12 protein-coding genes are annotated in these 15,105 nt (G+C 61.7%); 3 read left to right on the top strand and 9 right to left on the bottom strand.

Translation table 11 applies throughout. The annotated features are described in order from the left end of the window. The first annotated feature begins 20 nt into the window (after positions 1 to 20). The gene (locus tag B0G57_RS25450; RefSeq protein WP_018441018.1) at positions 21 to 2,363 is read left to right on the top strand and encodes a TonB-dependent receptor; all 2,343 of its coding nucleotides are present in this window, start codon (positions 21 to 23) and stop codon (positions 2,361 to 2,363) included. Next, a complete protein-coding gene (locus tag B0G57_RS25445) occupies positions 2,363 to 3,817 on the top strand; it encodes a PepSY-associated TM helix domain-containing protein (RefSeq protein ID WP_018441019.1) in 1,455 nt (484 codons plus the stop codon). Before B0G57_RS25450 ends, B0G57_RS25445 begins: the two co-directional genes overlap by 1 nt. A gap of 72 nt (positions 3,818 to 3,889) precedes the next feature. Here B0G57_RS25445 and B0G57_RS25440 read toward each other — a convergent pair whose 3' ends face one another. From B0G57_RS25440 to pdxR, 6 genes are all read right to left on the bottom strand, one after another. After that, the gene (locus B0G57_RS25440) at positions 3,890 to 4,633 is read right to left on the bottom strand and encodes an IclR family transcriptional regulator (protein ID WP_018441020.1); all 744 of its coding nucleotides are present in this window, start codon (positions 4,631 to 4,633) and stop codon (positions 3,890 to 3,892) included. Positions 4,634 to 4,781: 148 nt separating this feature from the next. Continuing rightward, a complete protein-coding gene (locus B0G57_RS25435; protein ID WP_018441021.1) occupies positions 4,782 to 5,540 on the bottom strand; it encodes an amino acid ABC transporter ATP-binding protein in 759 nt (252 codons plus the stop codon). After that, positions 5,537 to 6,184: an amino acid ABC transporter permease gene (locus B0G57_RS25430; protein WP_018441022.1), complete on the bottom strand. Its 648-nt coding sequence runs from the start codon at positions 6,182 to 6,184 to the stop codon at positions 5,537 to 5,539. Before B0G57_RS25430 ends, B0G57_RS25435 begins: the two co-directional genes overlap by 4 nt. 21 nt (positions 6,185 to 6,205) lie before the next feature. After that, positions 6,206 to 6,922: an amino acid ABC transporter permease gene (locus B0G57_RS25425; RefSeq protein WP_018441023.1), complete on the bottom strand. Its 717-nt coding sequence runs from the start codon at positions 6,920 to 6,922 to the stop codon at positions 6,206 to 6,208. Positions 6,923 to 6,982: 60 nt separating this feature from the next. Then, positions 6,983 to 7,816 carry an ABC transporter substrate-binding protein gene (locus B0G57_RS25420; protein WP_026229733.1) on the bottom strand — a complete coding sequence of 278 codons (834 nt, stop codon included), beginning with the start codon at positions 7,814 to 7,816 and terminating at the stop codon, positions 6,983 to 6,985. Positions 7,817 to 8,105: 289 nt separating this feature from the next. Next, positions 8,106 to 9,572: a MocR-like pyridoxine biosynthesis transcription factor PdxR gene (pdxR, locus tag B0G57_RS25415; RefSeq protein ID WP_018441025.1), complete on the bottom strand. Its 1,467-nt coding sequence runs from the start codon at positions 9,570 to 9,572 to the stop codon at positions 8,106 to 8,108. A 95-nt stretch (positions 9,573 to 9,667) separates the two neighbouring features. Here pdxR and B0G57_RS25410 point away from each other — a divergent pair, with 95 nt between their 5' ends. Continuing rightward, the gene (locus B0G57_RS25410) at positions 9,668 to 10,381 is read left to right on the top strand and encodes a pyridoxamine 5'-phosphate oxidase family protein (RefSeq protein ID WP_083925635.1); all 714 of its coding nucleotides are present in this window, start codon (positions 9,668 to 9,670) and stop codon (positions 10,379 to 10,381) included. Here B0G57_RS25410 and B0G57_RS25405 read toward each other — a convergent pair. The 3 genes from B0G57_RS25405 to B0G57_RS25395 form a co-directional block, all read right to left on the bottom strand. Next, positions 10,368 to 11,780, bottom strand: coding sequence for a GGDEF domain-containing protein (locus tag B0G57_RS25405; RefSeq protein ID WP_018441027.1), 1,413 nt, complete (start codon positions 11,778 to 11,780; stop codon positions 10,368 to 10,370). The genes B0G57_RS25410 and B0G57_RS25405 overlap by 14 nt on opposite strands. 245 nt (positions 11,781 to 12,025) lie before the next feature. After that, complete coding sequence (locus B0G57_RS25400) at positions 12,026 to 13,603, bottom strand: sensor domain-containing diguanylate cyclase (protein WP_018441028.1); 1,578 nt, start codon at positions 13,601 to 13,603, stop codon at positions 12,026 to 12,028. 240 nt (positions 13,604 to 13,843) lie between these two features. Further along, complete coding sequence (locus B0G57_RS25395) at positions 13,844 to 15,013, bottom strand: ATP-binding protein (RefSeq protein ID WP_104489602.1); 1,170 nt, start codon at positions 15,011 to 15,013, stop codon at positions 13,844 to 13,846. Positions 15,014 to 15,105: the final 92 nt, after the last annotated feature.

Below are 15,105 nucleotides of genomic sequence, written 5' to 3'. Positions count from 1 at the left end.
AACGCTTTCAGGAATATGCAATGTCCTTGTTTTTATGGGCATGCGAATCCGCTTGCCGGCGCAAGCGGATTCGGCATGCGACGCTCGCCGTTGTGCCGATCTCGTTGCTGCAGCACTTCGCGTACGCCGATGACAAGACCGCCGAAGTCGTTTTGCCCTCGGTGACCGTGACGGGCAGCGCACAGTCCGCCGGATCGTCATCGTCTCGCCCCATCGATCCCAATGTGCCCGCGACAGTCGAGACGGTCACGCGCAAACAGTCCGACAACTGGAACGTCGTCAACACCGAGGACGTTCTGAAATACATGCCGAATCTTGCCGTGCGAAAGCGCTTCATCGGCGATCCGAATTCGATCATCGCGGTGCGCGGCACGAGCAACGCCCAAAGCGCGCGAGGACTCGTCTACGCCGACGGCTTGCTGCTCAGCAACCTGCTCGGCAACAGTTGGTCTTTCGCACCGCGCTGGTCGATGGTGTATCCCGATTCAATCGAGAGAGTCGACGTCATTTATGGGCCGTACTCGGCGCTCTATCCGGGCAACTCGCTCGGTGCCACGGTACTCGTCACCACACGCATGCCGACGAAGTTCGAAGCCGACGCGGACGTGAAGGCATTCACGCAGCACTTCAGTCTCTACGGCATCAACGAGAATTTCAACGGCACGGAAACGACGGCGACCGTCGGCAACAAAATCGGCAAATTCGCGTTCCGGCTCGGCGTCAATCATCTCGCGAATACTAGCCAACCGTTGCAGTTCGCGACGCTCGCGCAATCGTCGGCGCCAGCGCGGGCAGGCGATACACCTGTCGACGGGGTCTACTTCTACAACAACCAGACCATGAGGCCGACTGCGGTGCTCGGTGTCAACGGCGAAGGGATCCAGCACTCGGTGCAGGACCAATTCACGCTGCGGGCGCAGTACGACTTCACGCCGACCGTGCAAGGCGCTTTCACGCTCGGCTATTGGCATCAGACCTATAACAGCCGAACATCGACGTTTCTCACCGACGCGAATGGCAATCCCGTCTACAGCGGGAAGGTCGACATCGGCGGCTACGAGTACACCATTCCGGCGGCCGCGCTTGCGCCAAGCCTCGGTTTCAACGAAAACTGGCTCTACGGCGTTTCGCTGCGCACCCATCAGGCAACGGGGTGGAACGCGGAGGCGATCGCCTCGTACTACGACGTGACGAACAGCGTGGCGCGTACCGCCAGCGCGGGCGGGCCCGGCAACGGCCCGGGCGTCGTAACCTACGGCGACGGCACCGGCTGGAAGACGCTCGACCTCAAAGCAACGTGGACGCCCGCGTCACCGGCTGCCGGCTGGGGCGGGCATTGGCTGACGTTCGGCTATCACTACGACAACTATTTCCTCGACAACGAGACGTACAACACGACGAACTGGCGCGATGGGGCGGCAGGCTCTTTCGCCAATGCTTTTGCCGGCCGGACGCGGACCCAGGCGCTGTTTGCGCAGGACGCCTGGCGTGTTTTGCCGCGCTGGAAGTTCGTCTACGGCGTGCGCTACGAGAACTGGAGCGCCTATGGCGGCCGCCAAGCCGTCGGCGCGATGGGACTGCCCTATCCCGAGTCGAACGATCACCACCTTTCGCCGAAAGCTTCGATCTCGTTCGATGTGACCAACGACCTGACGCTGCGGGCGTCAATCGGCCGCGCATACCGCTTTCCGACCGTCAGCGAATTGTTCCAAGGTCAGATCAACGGCTCCTCGATCGTCAACAACAATCCGAACCTCAGGCCGGAAGACGATCTGTCGAAGGAGCTCGCCGCCGAATGGGCGCGTTCGAATGGCCTCGTTCGGATGTCGTTGTTCCAGGACGATGTGAAGAACACCATCTTCAGTCAGACGGACACGACGGTCATCCCCAACGTCACCAGCTTTCAGAACATCGGCAGGGTGCGCTCGCGCGGCGTGGAGCTCAGCTACCAGGGCGAGGACGTATTCGCGCGCGGACTCGATCTCGTTGCAAGCGTCGCTTATACGCAATCGAAGATTGTCGCCAACGTGCAGAACCCGGCCTCTGTCGGCAAATACTTCTATCGTATCCCGCTGTGGCGGGCCAATCTCGCCGCGACGTATCACCTCGACGAGCGCTCGGCGTTGACGTTGGCGGCGCGCTACTCCGGGCGCCAGTACAACACGCTGACGAACACGGACTCGAATCCTGATGTGTACGGCGGCACCAGCACCTATACGGTGGCCGACGCACGCTTCACTTTCAAGCCGACAAAGAAAAGCGAAATTGGCGTGGGCGTCGACAACATCTTCGACGCGCGCTACTTCGTCTATCACCCGTACCCGGGACGGACGTTCTATATCGACGCGAAGCTGAGGATGTGATGACAACGAACAACGGTTATCGAACGCTGTGGCGCTGGCATTTCTATGCGGGGCTCTTCGTCATGCCGCTGCTGATCGTGCTGGCGGTCACTGGCACGCTCTATTGCTTCCAACCGCAGATCGAGCGTGTGATCTACCGGGACCGGCTCGTAGTCGAACCGCAGGCGCAACCCCGGCTCCCGGAGGAGGCGCTGTTGGCGCGCGCGGCGGGCATCCTGCCAAAGGGCGCTGTGGCCAGCAGCGCGCGTATCGCGAACGACCCGACGCTTAGCGCGGAGTTCATCTTCCGTCTGCCGGATGGCGAACGCGAAAGCGTGTACGTGAATCCATACACCGGCGCGGTGCTGGGCACATTGAGTGTCGAGCATCGTTTCATGCAAATCGATCGGATGTTGCATCGCAAGCTGCTGTTGGGCAAACCGGGCGAACTGCTGATGGAGTTGGCGGCGTGTTGGACGCTCGTGATGATCGGCACGGGAATCGCGCTTTGGTGGCCGAGGGAGTGCGCTCGCGCAGGCCGTAAGTTCTGGCCGAACTTCTCGATGAAGGGGCGCGCGTTGTGGAAGAGCGTGCACGCGGTGCTGGGTGTCTGGCTCGCGGTCGGGGCGTTGGCCTTCATCGTGACCGGATTGCCGTGGACCGGTTCATGGGGCAAGCAGTTCAAGTCGCTTGCGACGAGCGCCAGCCTGGGTGCGCCGCCTGGAGCTTGGGGTGGGCTGCGGCTGCATTCTCAGGCGCGCGATGGAGGGCGCCCATCGATCGACTCCGCGGATGCGCACCATGTCGATCATGCCGATGCTGTTGCTGGTGCTGGTGCCGATGCGAGCCGGATGGGTTCGATGCCAGGGATGACGATGGACGACATGCCGCTTGCCAATGTGCCATGGGCAGTAGGGGCCGTGCCCGTGCCCCGCGTGCCGGCGCATGCGCATGACCCGCGGGCGCGCCTGCCGCTCGACCGTTTAATCGAGGACGTGCGCAGGTTTGGGCTGACGCACGCATACGAGATCGCGTTTCCGCAGAGCCCAGATGGCGTTTATACGGTCACCTATTTCCCGCCGGATCCGCGCGGCGAGCGCACGCTCTATCTTGATCAGTACAGCGGTGCGGTATTGAAGGACATCCGCTACCGTGACTATGGAGCAGTGGCAAAGGCGATTTCATTTGGCACGTCACTGCACATGGGACGCTACTTCGGGCTCGCGAACCAAATCGCCTGCACCTTGATTTCACTGGGGCTCGCCGCGATGGCGGTCACTGGATGCGTGATGTGGTGGAAGCGGCGGCCAGTCGGAAAACTCGGGGCGCCCGGCCGAGAGCACGGCATGCCGCCGATGCGCGTATGGAAGGCCGGGCTTGCGTTGCTAGGCATCCTATTTCCGTTGATGGGAGCAAGCCTCGTTGCAGTGTGGGTAACGGACCGCGCATTGTTTGGGCGACCGGCCGAGCGCTGAGCGAGCTGTGGCTGAATCAGTCCGCGCTCGATCGACGTCCGCGTTCGAGCGACGGCTCGTCTACCCCGGCGCTCACCTGCGCGTGAGCGGCTGCGAGAGCCTTTGCGCATGACTGATCAGATCGTCGAGCATCGAGGCACGCTTCTCGGCAGGCGTATCTCGGCTCGTCATGAAGCAGAGCGCGGCACTCGCCAGCCCTGTCCAATCGCGGATGGGCGCGGCCATGCAAAGCCGGAACGTATTCGACAATCCTTCGGTGCAGCAATATCCCTGTTGAGCCGCGCGCTGGACATCGCGTAGGAAGTCTTCGAACGCTATGCGTTGGCCGTTGTCGAGAACGAAATCTTCGTCGGGAATCAGTGCACGTATTTCGTTCGCATTCAGATGCGCAAGGAGCAATCTTCCCGTTGCGGTCCAGGGAATCGGCACCTTGACGCCGATCTCGGAGCTGATATTGAACGGCCGTGAACTGTTCTCCGAGAGCACCACCGTGTACTTGTTGCCCTCGAGCGTGCAGAGCTGCGCTGTCTCGTCGTGCTTCCTGACGAGCGCGAGGATGGCCTGATGCGCGCGGCTGATGAGATCGTTACGCGCTGCGTAGTCCGAGCCGTAATAGTGCATAGCCCGGCCGAAAAACACCTCCCCCTCCGGCGTCGTCTCGAGCCAGCCCGCCTCCGTGAGAATTGCAACGAGCTCGTAGACGCTCGAGCGCGGCGCGCCGGTCGCATCGATGAGCTCGCGCATCGTCAATGGACGCCGCGCGAGATGGAGTTGCTGGCATATCTCGATCACACGATCGACGCCTCGCGCTCTCATTGGAGTTGCCGCGGACGTCTCGATTGCGCCTTCAGTGCTCGGGTTCCTCATCGAATTCATGGATCTGTAGTAATCAATTCGGGCGATCTACCCCGGCCGCCCGCGTCTGAACATCGGTCGCGAATCGGGATTGCCAGCGCCAACGCGATCAGTGTTCGAGCACCCGCTGCAGGAATTGTCTCGTCCGCTCGTTTTGCGGATTCGCGAACATCCGCTCGGGCGAGCCCTGCTCGGCGACGAGACCCTTGTCCATGAACACCACCCGGTCCGCGGTCTTGCGGGCGAAGCCCATTTCGTGCGTGACGACGACCATCGTCATTCCATCGCGCGCAAGACCCCGCATGACTTCCGTCACTTCGCCGACGAGCTCGGGATCGAGCGCCGACGTCGCCTCGTCGAAGAACATGATGCTCGGCTCGACGGCCAACGCGCGCGCGATCGCAACACGCTGTTGCTGGCCGCCCGACAACTGACTCGGATAGTGCTCGGCACGGTCGGCCAACCCAACGCGATCGAGCGCCTCCATGCCGCGCTTGCGCGCATCGGCCGGTGCCATCTTGCGCGCCTTGATCAGCGCGAGCGTGACGTTGCCGAGCGCAGTCTTGTGCGGAAACAGATTGAATTGCTGAAACACCATGCCGACGTGGCCTCGAATTTCCTTGGCCCGGCGCGACTCGTGCAGCGGGACATCGTTGACCCACACTTCACCGGTATCGGCCGTCTCGAGCCCGCTCATGATGCGCAACACGGTGCTCTTTCCGGAGCCCGAAGCGCCGATCAGCACCAGCACCTCGCCCGGACGCACATCGAGATCGATGGACTTGAGGACTTGCGTCGAGCCGAATGACTTGCTGACCTGCATCAGATTGATGACGGGTTTCGTTTCGGCGGTGGCATTCATGGTCATGTCGGCAAGCTCCTTCGATCATGGTGGCGCACCCACTGCGAGAGCGGGAAACAAACGATGAAATAAAGCAGGGCAACGAGTCCATAGATCTCGACTGGCTTGCCAATGCGATCGACGATGGCCTGGCCTCCGTGCATCAGCTCCGACATGCCGATCATGCTGACGATCGACGTGTCCTTGATGAGGGACAGGTACTGTCCGATGAGGGGCGGCAGGACGATCTTGCCGGTCTGCGGAAGCACGACCGAGAAGAACGTCTGGCTCCTCGAGAGGCCGAGGATCTGGGAGGCTTCCCATTGTCCCTTGGGCACCGCCTCGATCCCGGCACGGAAGATCTCGCCGATATAAGCACCTTGATAAATGCTGAGGCCGGCGACGCCAGCCGCGAACACATCGATGGCGTAGCCGAAATACGAAACGCCGAAGTAAATGAACATCAAGGTGATCAGGACCGGCGTACCGCGGAAGAGCTCGGTGTAAAGCTTCGCGATGCGCCCCGTGTCCCAGGGGCCGAACGTACGCAGCACCGCTGCGAGCAGCCCGGCGATCGTCGAGCCTGCGATCGCCGCGGCCGACAATAGCAGCGTGACGGCCAGACCCTGAAGCAGGATCGGCAGGCTCGTCGTCAAAAGATCCGTCGACATGTCCGCTCTCCGGTTAGGGCTTCAAGTGCGATGTGCCTGACGCAGGAATGGAAAGCCGCGGCGGGTGCGCCTGGGCATCGCAAGCGGCGGATGAAAAGCTTTCGCGCCGATTCGCTCGGCGAGCCAAGACAGAACGTTGCTCAACACCAGATAGGCGACGAGCGTAATGGAGAATGTCTGGATATATAGCAGCGTGCGCGAGTTGATCACGATCGCGGTGCCGGTCAGCTCGGGCAGGGCGATCGCCGAAAGCAGCGATGTCCCGAGCAGCAGCTGAATCAGATTGTTGACGATGGCGGGATAGACGGCGCGCGCCGCTTGTGGCAATACGACGGAGAGAAAAATTTGCGACCGCTGGAGTCCGAGCAGGCTCGCCGCTTCGATTTGCCCGCGCGGCACCGATTGAATGCCGGCCCGGAATACCTCCGCCAGATAAGCGCCGACATTGACCCCGAGCGCAATAACGCCCGCGGTGTAGGCGCTGAGGTGAGCACCGAGCGAGGGCAACCCGAAGAAGACGATGAAAATTTGCAGCAGCACAGGCGTATTGCGGATCAGCTCGATATAGCCGCGCGCGACGGCGCGCAGCGCGAGGATCGGCGATGCGCCTGCAAGAGCCGTCGACAAGCCGAGCGCGATCGCAAGCAAGAAGGAGAGGAGCGTGACCTGAAGCGTGAGCCACGCGGCGTGGATGAAATCGGGCACATAGCCCCACAACGTGAGCCATTGGTAAAGCATTGCTTCTCCTTCCTTCTCGACGATCCCCGGCCGACGGCGAATCAGTCGAATCAGACTCGCTCAGAACTGCGGATTGAGCGGATAGCGCGGATCGGCGCCGAACCACTTCTTGTAAAGCTGAGCGTTGAGCTTCGAAGCGTTGATGTTGAACAGGAACAAATTCAAGTAGTTGAGCCAGGTCTGATCGCCGGCTTTCACCCCGAACGCGTTGTATTCGAGCGGCACGAGCGCTTCATTCGTGACCGTCAAATTCGAATCGAGGCTGGCTTGATAAGCGAGGAAGTTGTTGTCCTCGATCATCGCATCCGCCTGACCTTGCTTGACCGCCAGAATGGCGGCCTGCGAGCTGTCGTATTCCTGGATTTTGATCGGCATGTTCAGCGCGCGCACCTCGTCACCGTTCGTCGAGCCTTTGACCGTCGCGATCGTGCGGCCCGACATGTCCTTCACGGATTGAATGCCGCTGTTCTTGCGAACGAGCAACGCCTCGCTCGCCACGACGTACGGCGACGTAAACGAAATTTCCTTCGCACGTTCGAGGTTGCGGGTGAAGTTGCAGAAGACGACGTCCACCTTACCCGTCTGCAGATTGGGGATCCGGTTCGCGCTTGTCGTATTCACCACTTCGAGCTTGACGCCCATTTCCTTCGCCAGTTCCTTGGCAAGATCCACGTCATAGCCGTCCGGCTGCCCGTCTTTGTTGTAAAAGCCGAAAGGCGCGAACGTGAGGCAGTCGCCCACGCGCAAGGTGCCTCGTTGCAGAACGGACTGCAGCGCCGATGCGCTGGAAGCGTCCTGCCCAGGCGTCGAGACCTTCGTACAGGCGGCGAGCAGCATCAGGGCAGCCGCGGCCGCAACAACCAGAAGATTTGCGCTGTGTCTGACAACTCTCATGTTTGCAGTCCTGTCCGGTGCGGAATGATCCTTGGAAGAAGCGGTGACGAGACGGGCTTCGCGGCGACTGGCACGAGGGGCGCCGCGCCCGTTTTCGTCGTTCGTCCGAAATATCGGACTCTCGTCCGGTATTGCGGATACAGCTCAGTCTTTCACGGAAAAATTGTTGTGGCAACGGGGTAAACGCGCGGGTCAGCCATCGCTGCGCAAACGGACGTTTCGGGTTTCCGCTATCGCTGCGGGGCCGACCGATAGTTACCGCGCGAACGGGTGCGCATGTCGTCTCGGCTTACCGAGACACCATCGCGTCGAGTACTTCGCCGATCTGCTTCGTCAATCCATCCATTCGCGAGGCACTGACGCTGCCATATCCCAGCACTAGTCCGTTGTAATGCGCCTGCGTGCCGTCCAGGCAAAATCGCGAGAGCGGCCGCAGCACCAGACCGCGGGTCCGCGCGACGCGGCTGACTTCGGTATCCGCAACGGGCAAATCCAGTCTTGCCGACAAATGCATGCCTCCGGCCCCGCCCGATACGGTCAACGCACCACTCAAATTGCGCTCGAGCGCTTCGTGCAGCGCCGTTCGCCGCTCGGCGTACAGCCGCCGCATCCGCCGCAGATGGCGCGTAAAGTGTCCCGCTTCGATGAACTCGGCCAGAGCGAGTTGCTCGGCTACGCGTCCACGCAACATCAGGCGGCTTGCCGTATGACGCAAGACGGGCGCGAGTGCGGGCGGCACGACCATGAAGCCGATGCGCAGCGCAGGAAACATCACCTTGCTGAACGTGCCTAGGTAGATCACAGGAGCGTCCTCGGCCAAGCCCTGAACGGCGGAAAGCGGCGTGCTGTGATGACGGAATTCGCTGTCGTAATCGTCCTCGATTATCCACGCGCCAGTTGCGCTTGCCTGGGCCACCAACGCCAGCCGTCGGTCCAGGCTCATCACGGCTCCGAGCGGGTACTGATGCGACGGTGTGATGTAGATCAGCTTCGGTGGGGTGTCACGCCAGTCTTCGAGGCGCGGCGCAAGGCCGTTCGCATCGACGCTGATCGGTACCAGTTGCAGGTTGGCGGCCTGAAAGGCGTTGCGAGCGCCGTCGTAGCCGGGGTTTTCGATCCAGGTCGTATCGCCGGCGTCGGCCAGCGTGCGCGCGCAAAGGTCCAGGCTGCTTTGCGTGCCGCCGGTAATGAAAACTTGCTGCGCCTCGCAGCGTACGCCGCGCGAGATACGCAGGTATTCGGCAATGGCCTTACGTAGCGCCATATCGCCTTGGACCGGCATGTAGCCGAGCTGAGCCGGGCCGATGTTGCGCCAAGCGCGTTCCATGCAGCGCCGCCATTGCGCAAGCGGAAACTCGTCGAGCGCAGGCGTGCCGGGCAGGAATGGCAGCGGATCGTCCATGCCGGCGTCCTGCGGGATCATGTTCGCCACGCGCCGTGAGAGCACCGGTGCGTCGCTGGGCGCGGCGAGTGGCGTCTGCTGCACGCCAACCGCGGCCACTATCGTGCCCTGCCGCGTGCCGACCAAGAAACCTTCGGCCGTCAGTCGCTCATATGCGTAGAGCACCGAATTGCGTGCCATCCTCAACTCGTCGGCCAGCGAACGCGACGACAAAAGGCGCGTGCCTTCCTCGATCTTGCCGCTCAGAATTGCGGCCCGCAGGCACGCGTAGAGCCGACGTTGCTGAGGCAGTCGCGCCGACGCGGCCTCCCCGGTCTCACGCACGAACGTCGACAGCAAGACACCGTAGTCCATCGTGGCTCCAATTGTGCGGTTGCTGGTGGGTCTACACATGGTGCCATGATTTTCTTATCGTTGGTCGTCGCAACTACCGATCACGATGTCTCGCCATGACCACCATCGAAGCCACGCCCCCGTCAGCACGCACCCGTGTGCGCCGTGTCCCGAACCGCGGGCACTACGATCGCGCGACTCTTTACGCGATCATCGATGCTTCCTACGTGTGCCATCTCGCCTTTGCCGATGACGATGGGGTGCACTGCATTCCCACGGCGTGCTGGCGCGAGGGCGATCACCTGTACATCCACGGCTCAAATGGAAGCCGCATGTTGAAGCTCGTGGCCGCCGGGGCGCAAGTGTGCGCAACCATTACGCATTTGGATGGTTTGGTGTTGGCGCGCTCGGCCTTTCACCACTCAATGAACTACCGCTCCGCTGTCATCTACGGCGCGTTCGAATTAGTGGACGGGCCAGCGAAGGCCGCAGCGCTGAATGCTTTCGTGGAATTCATCGCACCCGGCCGGTCTCGCGAGGTGCGCCCTGGCGACGCTAACGAGCTGGCCTCGACCACCGTTCTGCGCATTCCGCTCGACGAGGCCGCATCGAAAATCCGCACTGGTGGTCCGAAGGACGACGACGCCGATATGAATCGTCCGGTCTGGGCAGGCGTGCTGCCGCTTGCGCTGCAGCCGCTAGCACCGTTGGTCGACGCGGCGCCTACGGGTACCCCCGATTACGTGAGGCATTGGCAAGGCGAGAGGCTCGCGTCTGACGTTCAAGGGGAACGGCTGAACGCCCGGACACCGGACACTACACAGCAATGACGCAGTTGCGCCCGTGTTGTTTGGCGCGGCTCAGGCGCTCGTTGGCGGCGCGAATGATTGCCTCGCTCGTCTTGCCGTCATGCGCAGATTGCGCAATGCCGATGCTCACCGTTGCGGAGAAACGCTCTCCATTTTCCTCGAACTGCGTCGCCTGCACGGCCGAGCGGATGCGTTCCCCGATCATCAATGCGATATCGAGCGTCGCGCACGGCAACAAAAGCAACCACTCGTCGTCAGCCATGCGGGCAGTGCCGTTATAGGGGCGTAGTGTGTTGAGACCGATATCGATGACACGCATCAAAACATCGTTGCCAGCCTGTTGGCCGAAGGTGTCGTTGATCTGCTTCAAGTTGTCGAGGTCGAGGGCCAGCACGGCGAACGGGGCGCCACCGTTCTTGACGCGCTCGATCTCGTGTTCGACCCGCTCGACGAACGCGCGACGACTGACAGCGCCCCTCAACGAATCGAGAGCCGCCATCTGATTGAGCCTCTGGTTACTGCGCTGGAGTTCCTGCAAGGCGCTTTCAGTGCGCGCCACCGATTCGCGCAGCCGCGCCAAGAGCTCCTCCTGGCTGTAGATGGTCGAAAACGAGCGCGTTGTATGGAACGCCTGGACGATGCCGAAACTGAGCAGGAAGAAGCCGCCTGCAAAGATCGCATGCGCGAGCCACCACATGTGATTCCACGGCTTGCCGAGGATGAAAGCGAGCGAGGCGAGCGCGAATGCAGTTACCGATATGCCGAAGATCTGCATCAGCGGCGAGCGAATCTTGCGCGCGAGCATGCATGCGACGTTGACAAACGAGATCACCATCGCACCGCCTTCGAGCGACAATCGGGTGCCGAGCGCACCCGCGATCGGCGAGCTCGCAAGCACTCCCACGAGCACATCCACAATGACGAAAATCACGAACCAAGTTGCCCACGACTTCCGATCGCCGCGGCGCACGAGGGGGTCGGGCGCGGCTTGATACGAAAAAAGTCCCACTAGAAGTAGTATTGCCATGACGAGGCGAGATGCCGGCCCATACAGCAAAAAGAGCCACATGGCGTGATGCGCGAGCGGAGTGAACGCGCCGTGGAGCGCATAGATGATGACGAAGCCCGCGAAGCCCAAGGTAAGCCAGCGCAGGATTGGCTCGCCGGAGTGCCTGTAGCACTGCCATGTGACATAGCTGACAAAGAGACCCTCCAAGGTCGCCGCGGCAATGGCGATCTCATGGAACGTGTGGTCTTCGAAGGTCAGCCGCGGGTCCTGAAAGAAATACAAATAAGCGATCAGATAGGCAGGCAGGAGCGCGAACGCAATCAACAAGAAGTTCGCATACCAACCTGTTGCGCGGCGAACGAGAATTGGCGGGTCGTCTATAGCGGTCGTAACCTGCGTTGTTTCGATCATAATGTTGGCCCACTTCTCCGAACTTCATGAACGCGCGGCGAGCAATCCGCACCCCATGGCGAATTGTAGGAAAGATTGCGGACCTGTGTTTGACGAGAATATGCACGCCATTGCGGCACACATTGGCAGGAACGTCTGAAATTTCGGCCGCTCTGGCGGTAGACGAAATTGATTTGGTTAATAGAATTGAGGCCATGGCGCCGTCGAGTAGCCTGTGGCGCGCTCGCGCCCTCCAACGAACACGCTCAGGAAGCCGCGACATTGAGCGGGCGGTATGGCGCCACATCTAACGGGAGCGGGCGGGCCGGGGCCGGCCAGACACGGTTCCTGCCCGCGGCTTTCGCGTTGTACAGCGCTTGATCCGCGGCACGGATGACGGCGGCGACATCGCTGTCGCGCTCTGGCGTCCAACTCGCTGCGCCGATACTGACGGTCGCGTGCCCGAACTCGCTGCCCCTGTGCTCGATCTCCAGCTCAGCGATGGCACGGCGGATTTTTTCGGCGATCTGCACGGCAGCGGCGGCAGGCGTGTCAGGCAGCACTACGACGAATTCTTCTCCGCCATAGCGACCGGCGCTGTCGGCAGGTCGGCGGATATTCTCGAGAATGCATCGAGCGATGGCGGCGAGCACGTCGTCCCCGGCCTGATGGCCGTATGTGTCGTTGTATGCCTTGAAACGGTCGATGTCGATGAAAAGCAGGGAAAACGCGGCACCCGTACGCCGCGCGCGACTCCATTCGCGCTCGACGATCTCGTCGAGGGTTCGCCGGTTGTTCAGCCCTGTGACGCCATCCGTCCTCGCGAGCACCTCGAGCTTTATTTCGAGCTGCATCCGCCGCCGCAACTGCACGGCGAGCATGCACGAAGCTCCGACGAATGCCAAGGCGAGCGCGGCGGTCAGCGAGCCGATCGTCAACGCCCGTCGGCGCCAGACCGCGTAGATGTCCGATTCAGCCTCGGCCACCATGATGATCAGCGGCAGGTCCGGAAAGTTGCGGAAGTAGTAGAGCCGCCGCACGCCGTCGATCGACGCGGTGTCGGAATAGCTTCCCTCCGGCATTGAAACGAAGTGCCTGTACGTGCTGGCCTTGCTGATGTCCCGCCCGATGATGCTCGGATCGAATGGCTGCCGCATGACCATGATCCCATCGCGGCCGATCAGGGAGATGGCGCCGTGCGGTCCGAGCGATAGGCCGGTGAAGAGCTGGTGAAAGTACTCGAGGTTGATAGCCATCAGCACCACGCCGGCGAACGAGCCATCGGGATGCGACAGGCGATAGCTGATTGCCATACTGGCAGTGCCGTTGCGCAGCCGTGACCTGTACGGGTCCCCGACGAAGAGGCCCGCATGAGGATTGTCACGCTGCACCGTGAAATATTGGCGGTCCGCGAAGTTGCCCTTGCGCGGCACCTCGCCCGCCGAGTCCATGACGATATTGCCCGAGGCGTCGAGCACGAGCATCGAGCCCAGGTATTTTGCCGTGGTCGCGCGATCGAACAACACCGCATGACGCAGCCGAGGGGGCAAGGCCATCACGTCGGCCTGGTTGAGGCCATCCACGACCGCCTGCATGGAAAGCGCATAGAGCTCGAAATTGCGCTCGATGTCGCGCTCGGCGATCAGCGCGACATTGCGCGACGTTTCGCGAGCGCGGGCGAGCGAATCCTGCCGGCTCTGGTAGAGGACGGTGGCGGTCAAGCCGAGCATGGTCAACGCGATGAGCAAGCCGGCCACGATAAACACTCGGGGCTCGGCCAGACCTTGCGCCAGTCTGCTTGCCGAACTCAAGTGCGCGCTATTTTTTTTCCTCGTCGTCTCCATCGTGTATTCGGGCGTTTTTAAGGCCTTCCTGAAATGCGCTGGACAGCGCGCGGAAGACCGGGTCAGTATCGCCGAGCTGCGCGCACTACGATTGATCAAATAGGGATGTTTTGTCCCGCTATTTCCGCATGCCGCGATGGGCGTCGCCGACGTTATCAATCGAGCGTTCGACTACCCGCAAGTCGCCGTCCGCGTCGGAGGTCGCGAGGAGGAGGGCTTGCAGACAGGCGGAGCGAACCTTCAAAGTCCTTCGAGATAGCCTTCGCGCCTCAGCAGATCCGACAGGCTGTGGTCCTCCATCGCGTACACGCCGCGCGATGCACGCCAGACCAAACCCTTCTCCTGCAAGGCGGCCAGGGCTTGCTGGACATTCGCCGACGATAGTTCGCCGTCGCCAGGTTCCCCCCCTGACGCGAGGCGATACTTTTCCATCGTTCGCGACTCGAACGGCGCGTACCCTTTGCCGGCCGCGGCTAAAACACGTAACACGGCCGACTGGATCGGCGTGAGGCTGTGGAACACCTCGAGTAAGTCATCGTTGGCTTGCGCGATCTGTTCCTCGACGAGCTGTGAGAAACGTCGTTCGACATCGCCGGGCTCGAGCGCAAGGTCGAACCGGAGCTGGTCGGCCGCCGCACCGAGGATTTCAGGGCGATTCCCAGCCTCTCTGAAGAGGGGGGTGACGACTTCCGGAGAGAGCTTCGCGGGCAGCTCCGTGGTGTTATCGCAGAACCATTTCACGTAGCCTTCATCGAGGGGCGGAAAATCGATCAGCGGAGCACCGAAGAATGCCTGGTCCTTGCTCGAGCGCAACATCGCGAGCTTGTCCCGGTTCGACCCTGTGCAAACGACTCGCAGACCGAAATGCGCCGCGTTAAGTTCGTCGCGCGCGGCCTTGAGCGAAAACATCGCATCGTTGCCGGTCTGGGTCGTAATCGCCTGCTGCGCTTCGTCGATGATCAACACGATCGGGCCATTGGCGTCATCGGAAAGCGCGGCGAGCGCCTGCACGAGGGAAACGTCCTTTCCAAGACCCACCCGGTCAAGCGAAAAGTCGACGCTGCCGATCTTGGCGCCCGTGATACCCAGGCTCTTTGCGACCTTGGTTACCACGAATTCGCTTTTTGCCAGTTCAGTTCGAATAGCGGCGACGATGACCTCGCCAGGATCCGCTTTGCGGTCCGCCCACAGGTCGACGTAAATGACGCGAGCGCCGAGCGTTTCCAAGGCGGGCGCAAAATCCGCCCGCACGAACGTGGTCTTGCCGGTGCGTCTCGGAGCGGCTAGAAACAGGCCCGACGAGGAGGCCGATGTGGGAGAAACGTGCAGGACCTGTCGCGCCAAACGCTCGGCCAGCGCCTTGCGATGAAAAATTTGCCCGCCGTCAAAAAGTGGCGAAGTCGCCGCCATAGAACCCTCCGCGTCGCGGTACCGCCCGATTATTGCAAATTATAGTCAATTATAGAGGATTATGTGGCATGTCGGCCCCACGCGAGTGAGGG

The sequence above is a fragment of the Trinickia symbiotica genome (assembly GCF_002934455.1).
Classification (GTDB): domain Bacteria; phylum Pseudomonadota; class Gammaproteobacteria; order Burkholderiales; family Burkholderiaceae; genus Trinickia; species Trinickia symbiotica.
This window is presented reverse-complemented; position numbering and strand designations above follow the sequence as displayed.

Bases quoted from the DNA above. Each gene is read 5' to 3' on its own strand.
- B0G57_RS25400 (WP_018441028.1), bottom strand. From the start codon at position 13,603: ATGGAGACGACGAGGAAAAAAAATAGCGCGCACTTGAGTTCGGCAAGC.
- B0G57_RS25435 (WP_018441021.1), bottom strand. From the start codon at position 5,540: ATGACCATGAATGCCACCGCCGAAACGAAACCCGTCATCAATCTGATG.
- B0G57_RS25395 (WP_104489602.1), bottom strand. From the start codon at position 15,013: ATGGCGGCGACTTCGCCACTTTTTGACGGCGGGCAAATTTTTCATCGC.
- B0G57_RS25440 (WP_018441020.1), bottom strand. From the start codon at position 4,633: ATGAGAGCGCGAGGCGTCGATCGTGTGATCGAGATATGCCAGCAACTC.
- pdxR (WP_018441025.1), bottom strand. From the start codon at position 9,572: ATGGACTACGGTGTCTTGCTGTCGACGTTCGTGCGTGAGACCGGGGAG.
- B0G57_RS25430 (WP_018441022.1), bottom strand. From the start codon at position 6,184: ATGTCGACGGATCTTTTGACGACGAGCCTGCCGATCCTGCTTCAGGGT.
- B0G57_RS25450 (WP_018441018.1), top strand. From the start codon at position 21: ATGTCCTTGTTTTTATGGGCATGCGAATCCGCTTGCCGGCGCAAGCGG.
- B0G57_RS25410 (WP_083925635.1), top strand. From the start codon at position 9,668: ATGACCACCATCGAAGCCACGCCCCCGTCAGCACGCACCCGTGTGCGC.
- B0G57_RS25405 (WP_018441027.1), bottom strand. From the start codon at position 11,780: ATGATCGAAACAACGCAGGTTACGACCGCTATAGACGACCCGCCAATT.
- B0G57_RS25445 (WP_018441019.1), top strand. From the start codon at position 2,363: ATGACAACGAACAACGGTTATCGAACGCTGTGGCGCTGGCATTTCTAT.
- B0G57_RS25425 (WP_018441023.1), bottom strand. From the start codon at position 6,922: ATGCTTTACCAATGGCTCACGTTGTGGGGCTATGTGCCCGATTTCATC.
- B0G57_RS25420 (WP_026229733.1), bottom strand. From the start codon at position 7,816: ATGAGAGTTGTCAGACACAGCGCAAATCTTCTGGTTGTTGCGGCCGCG.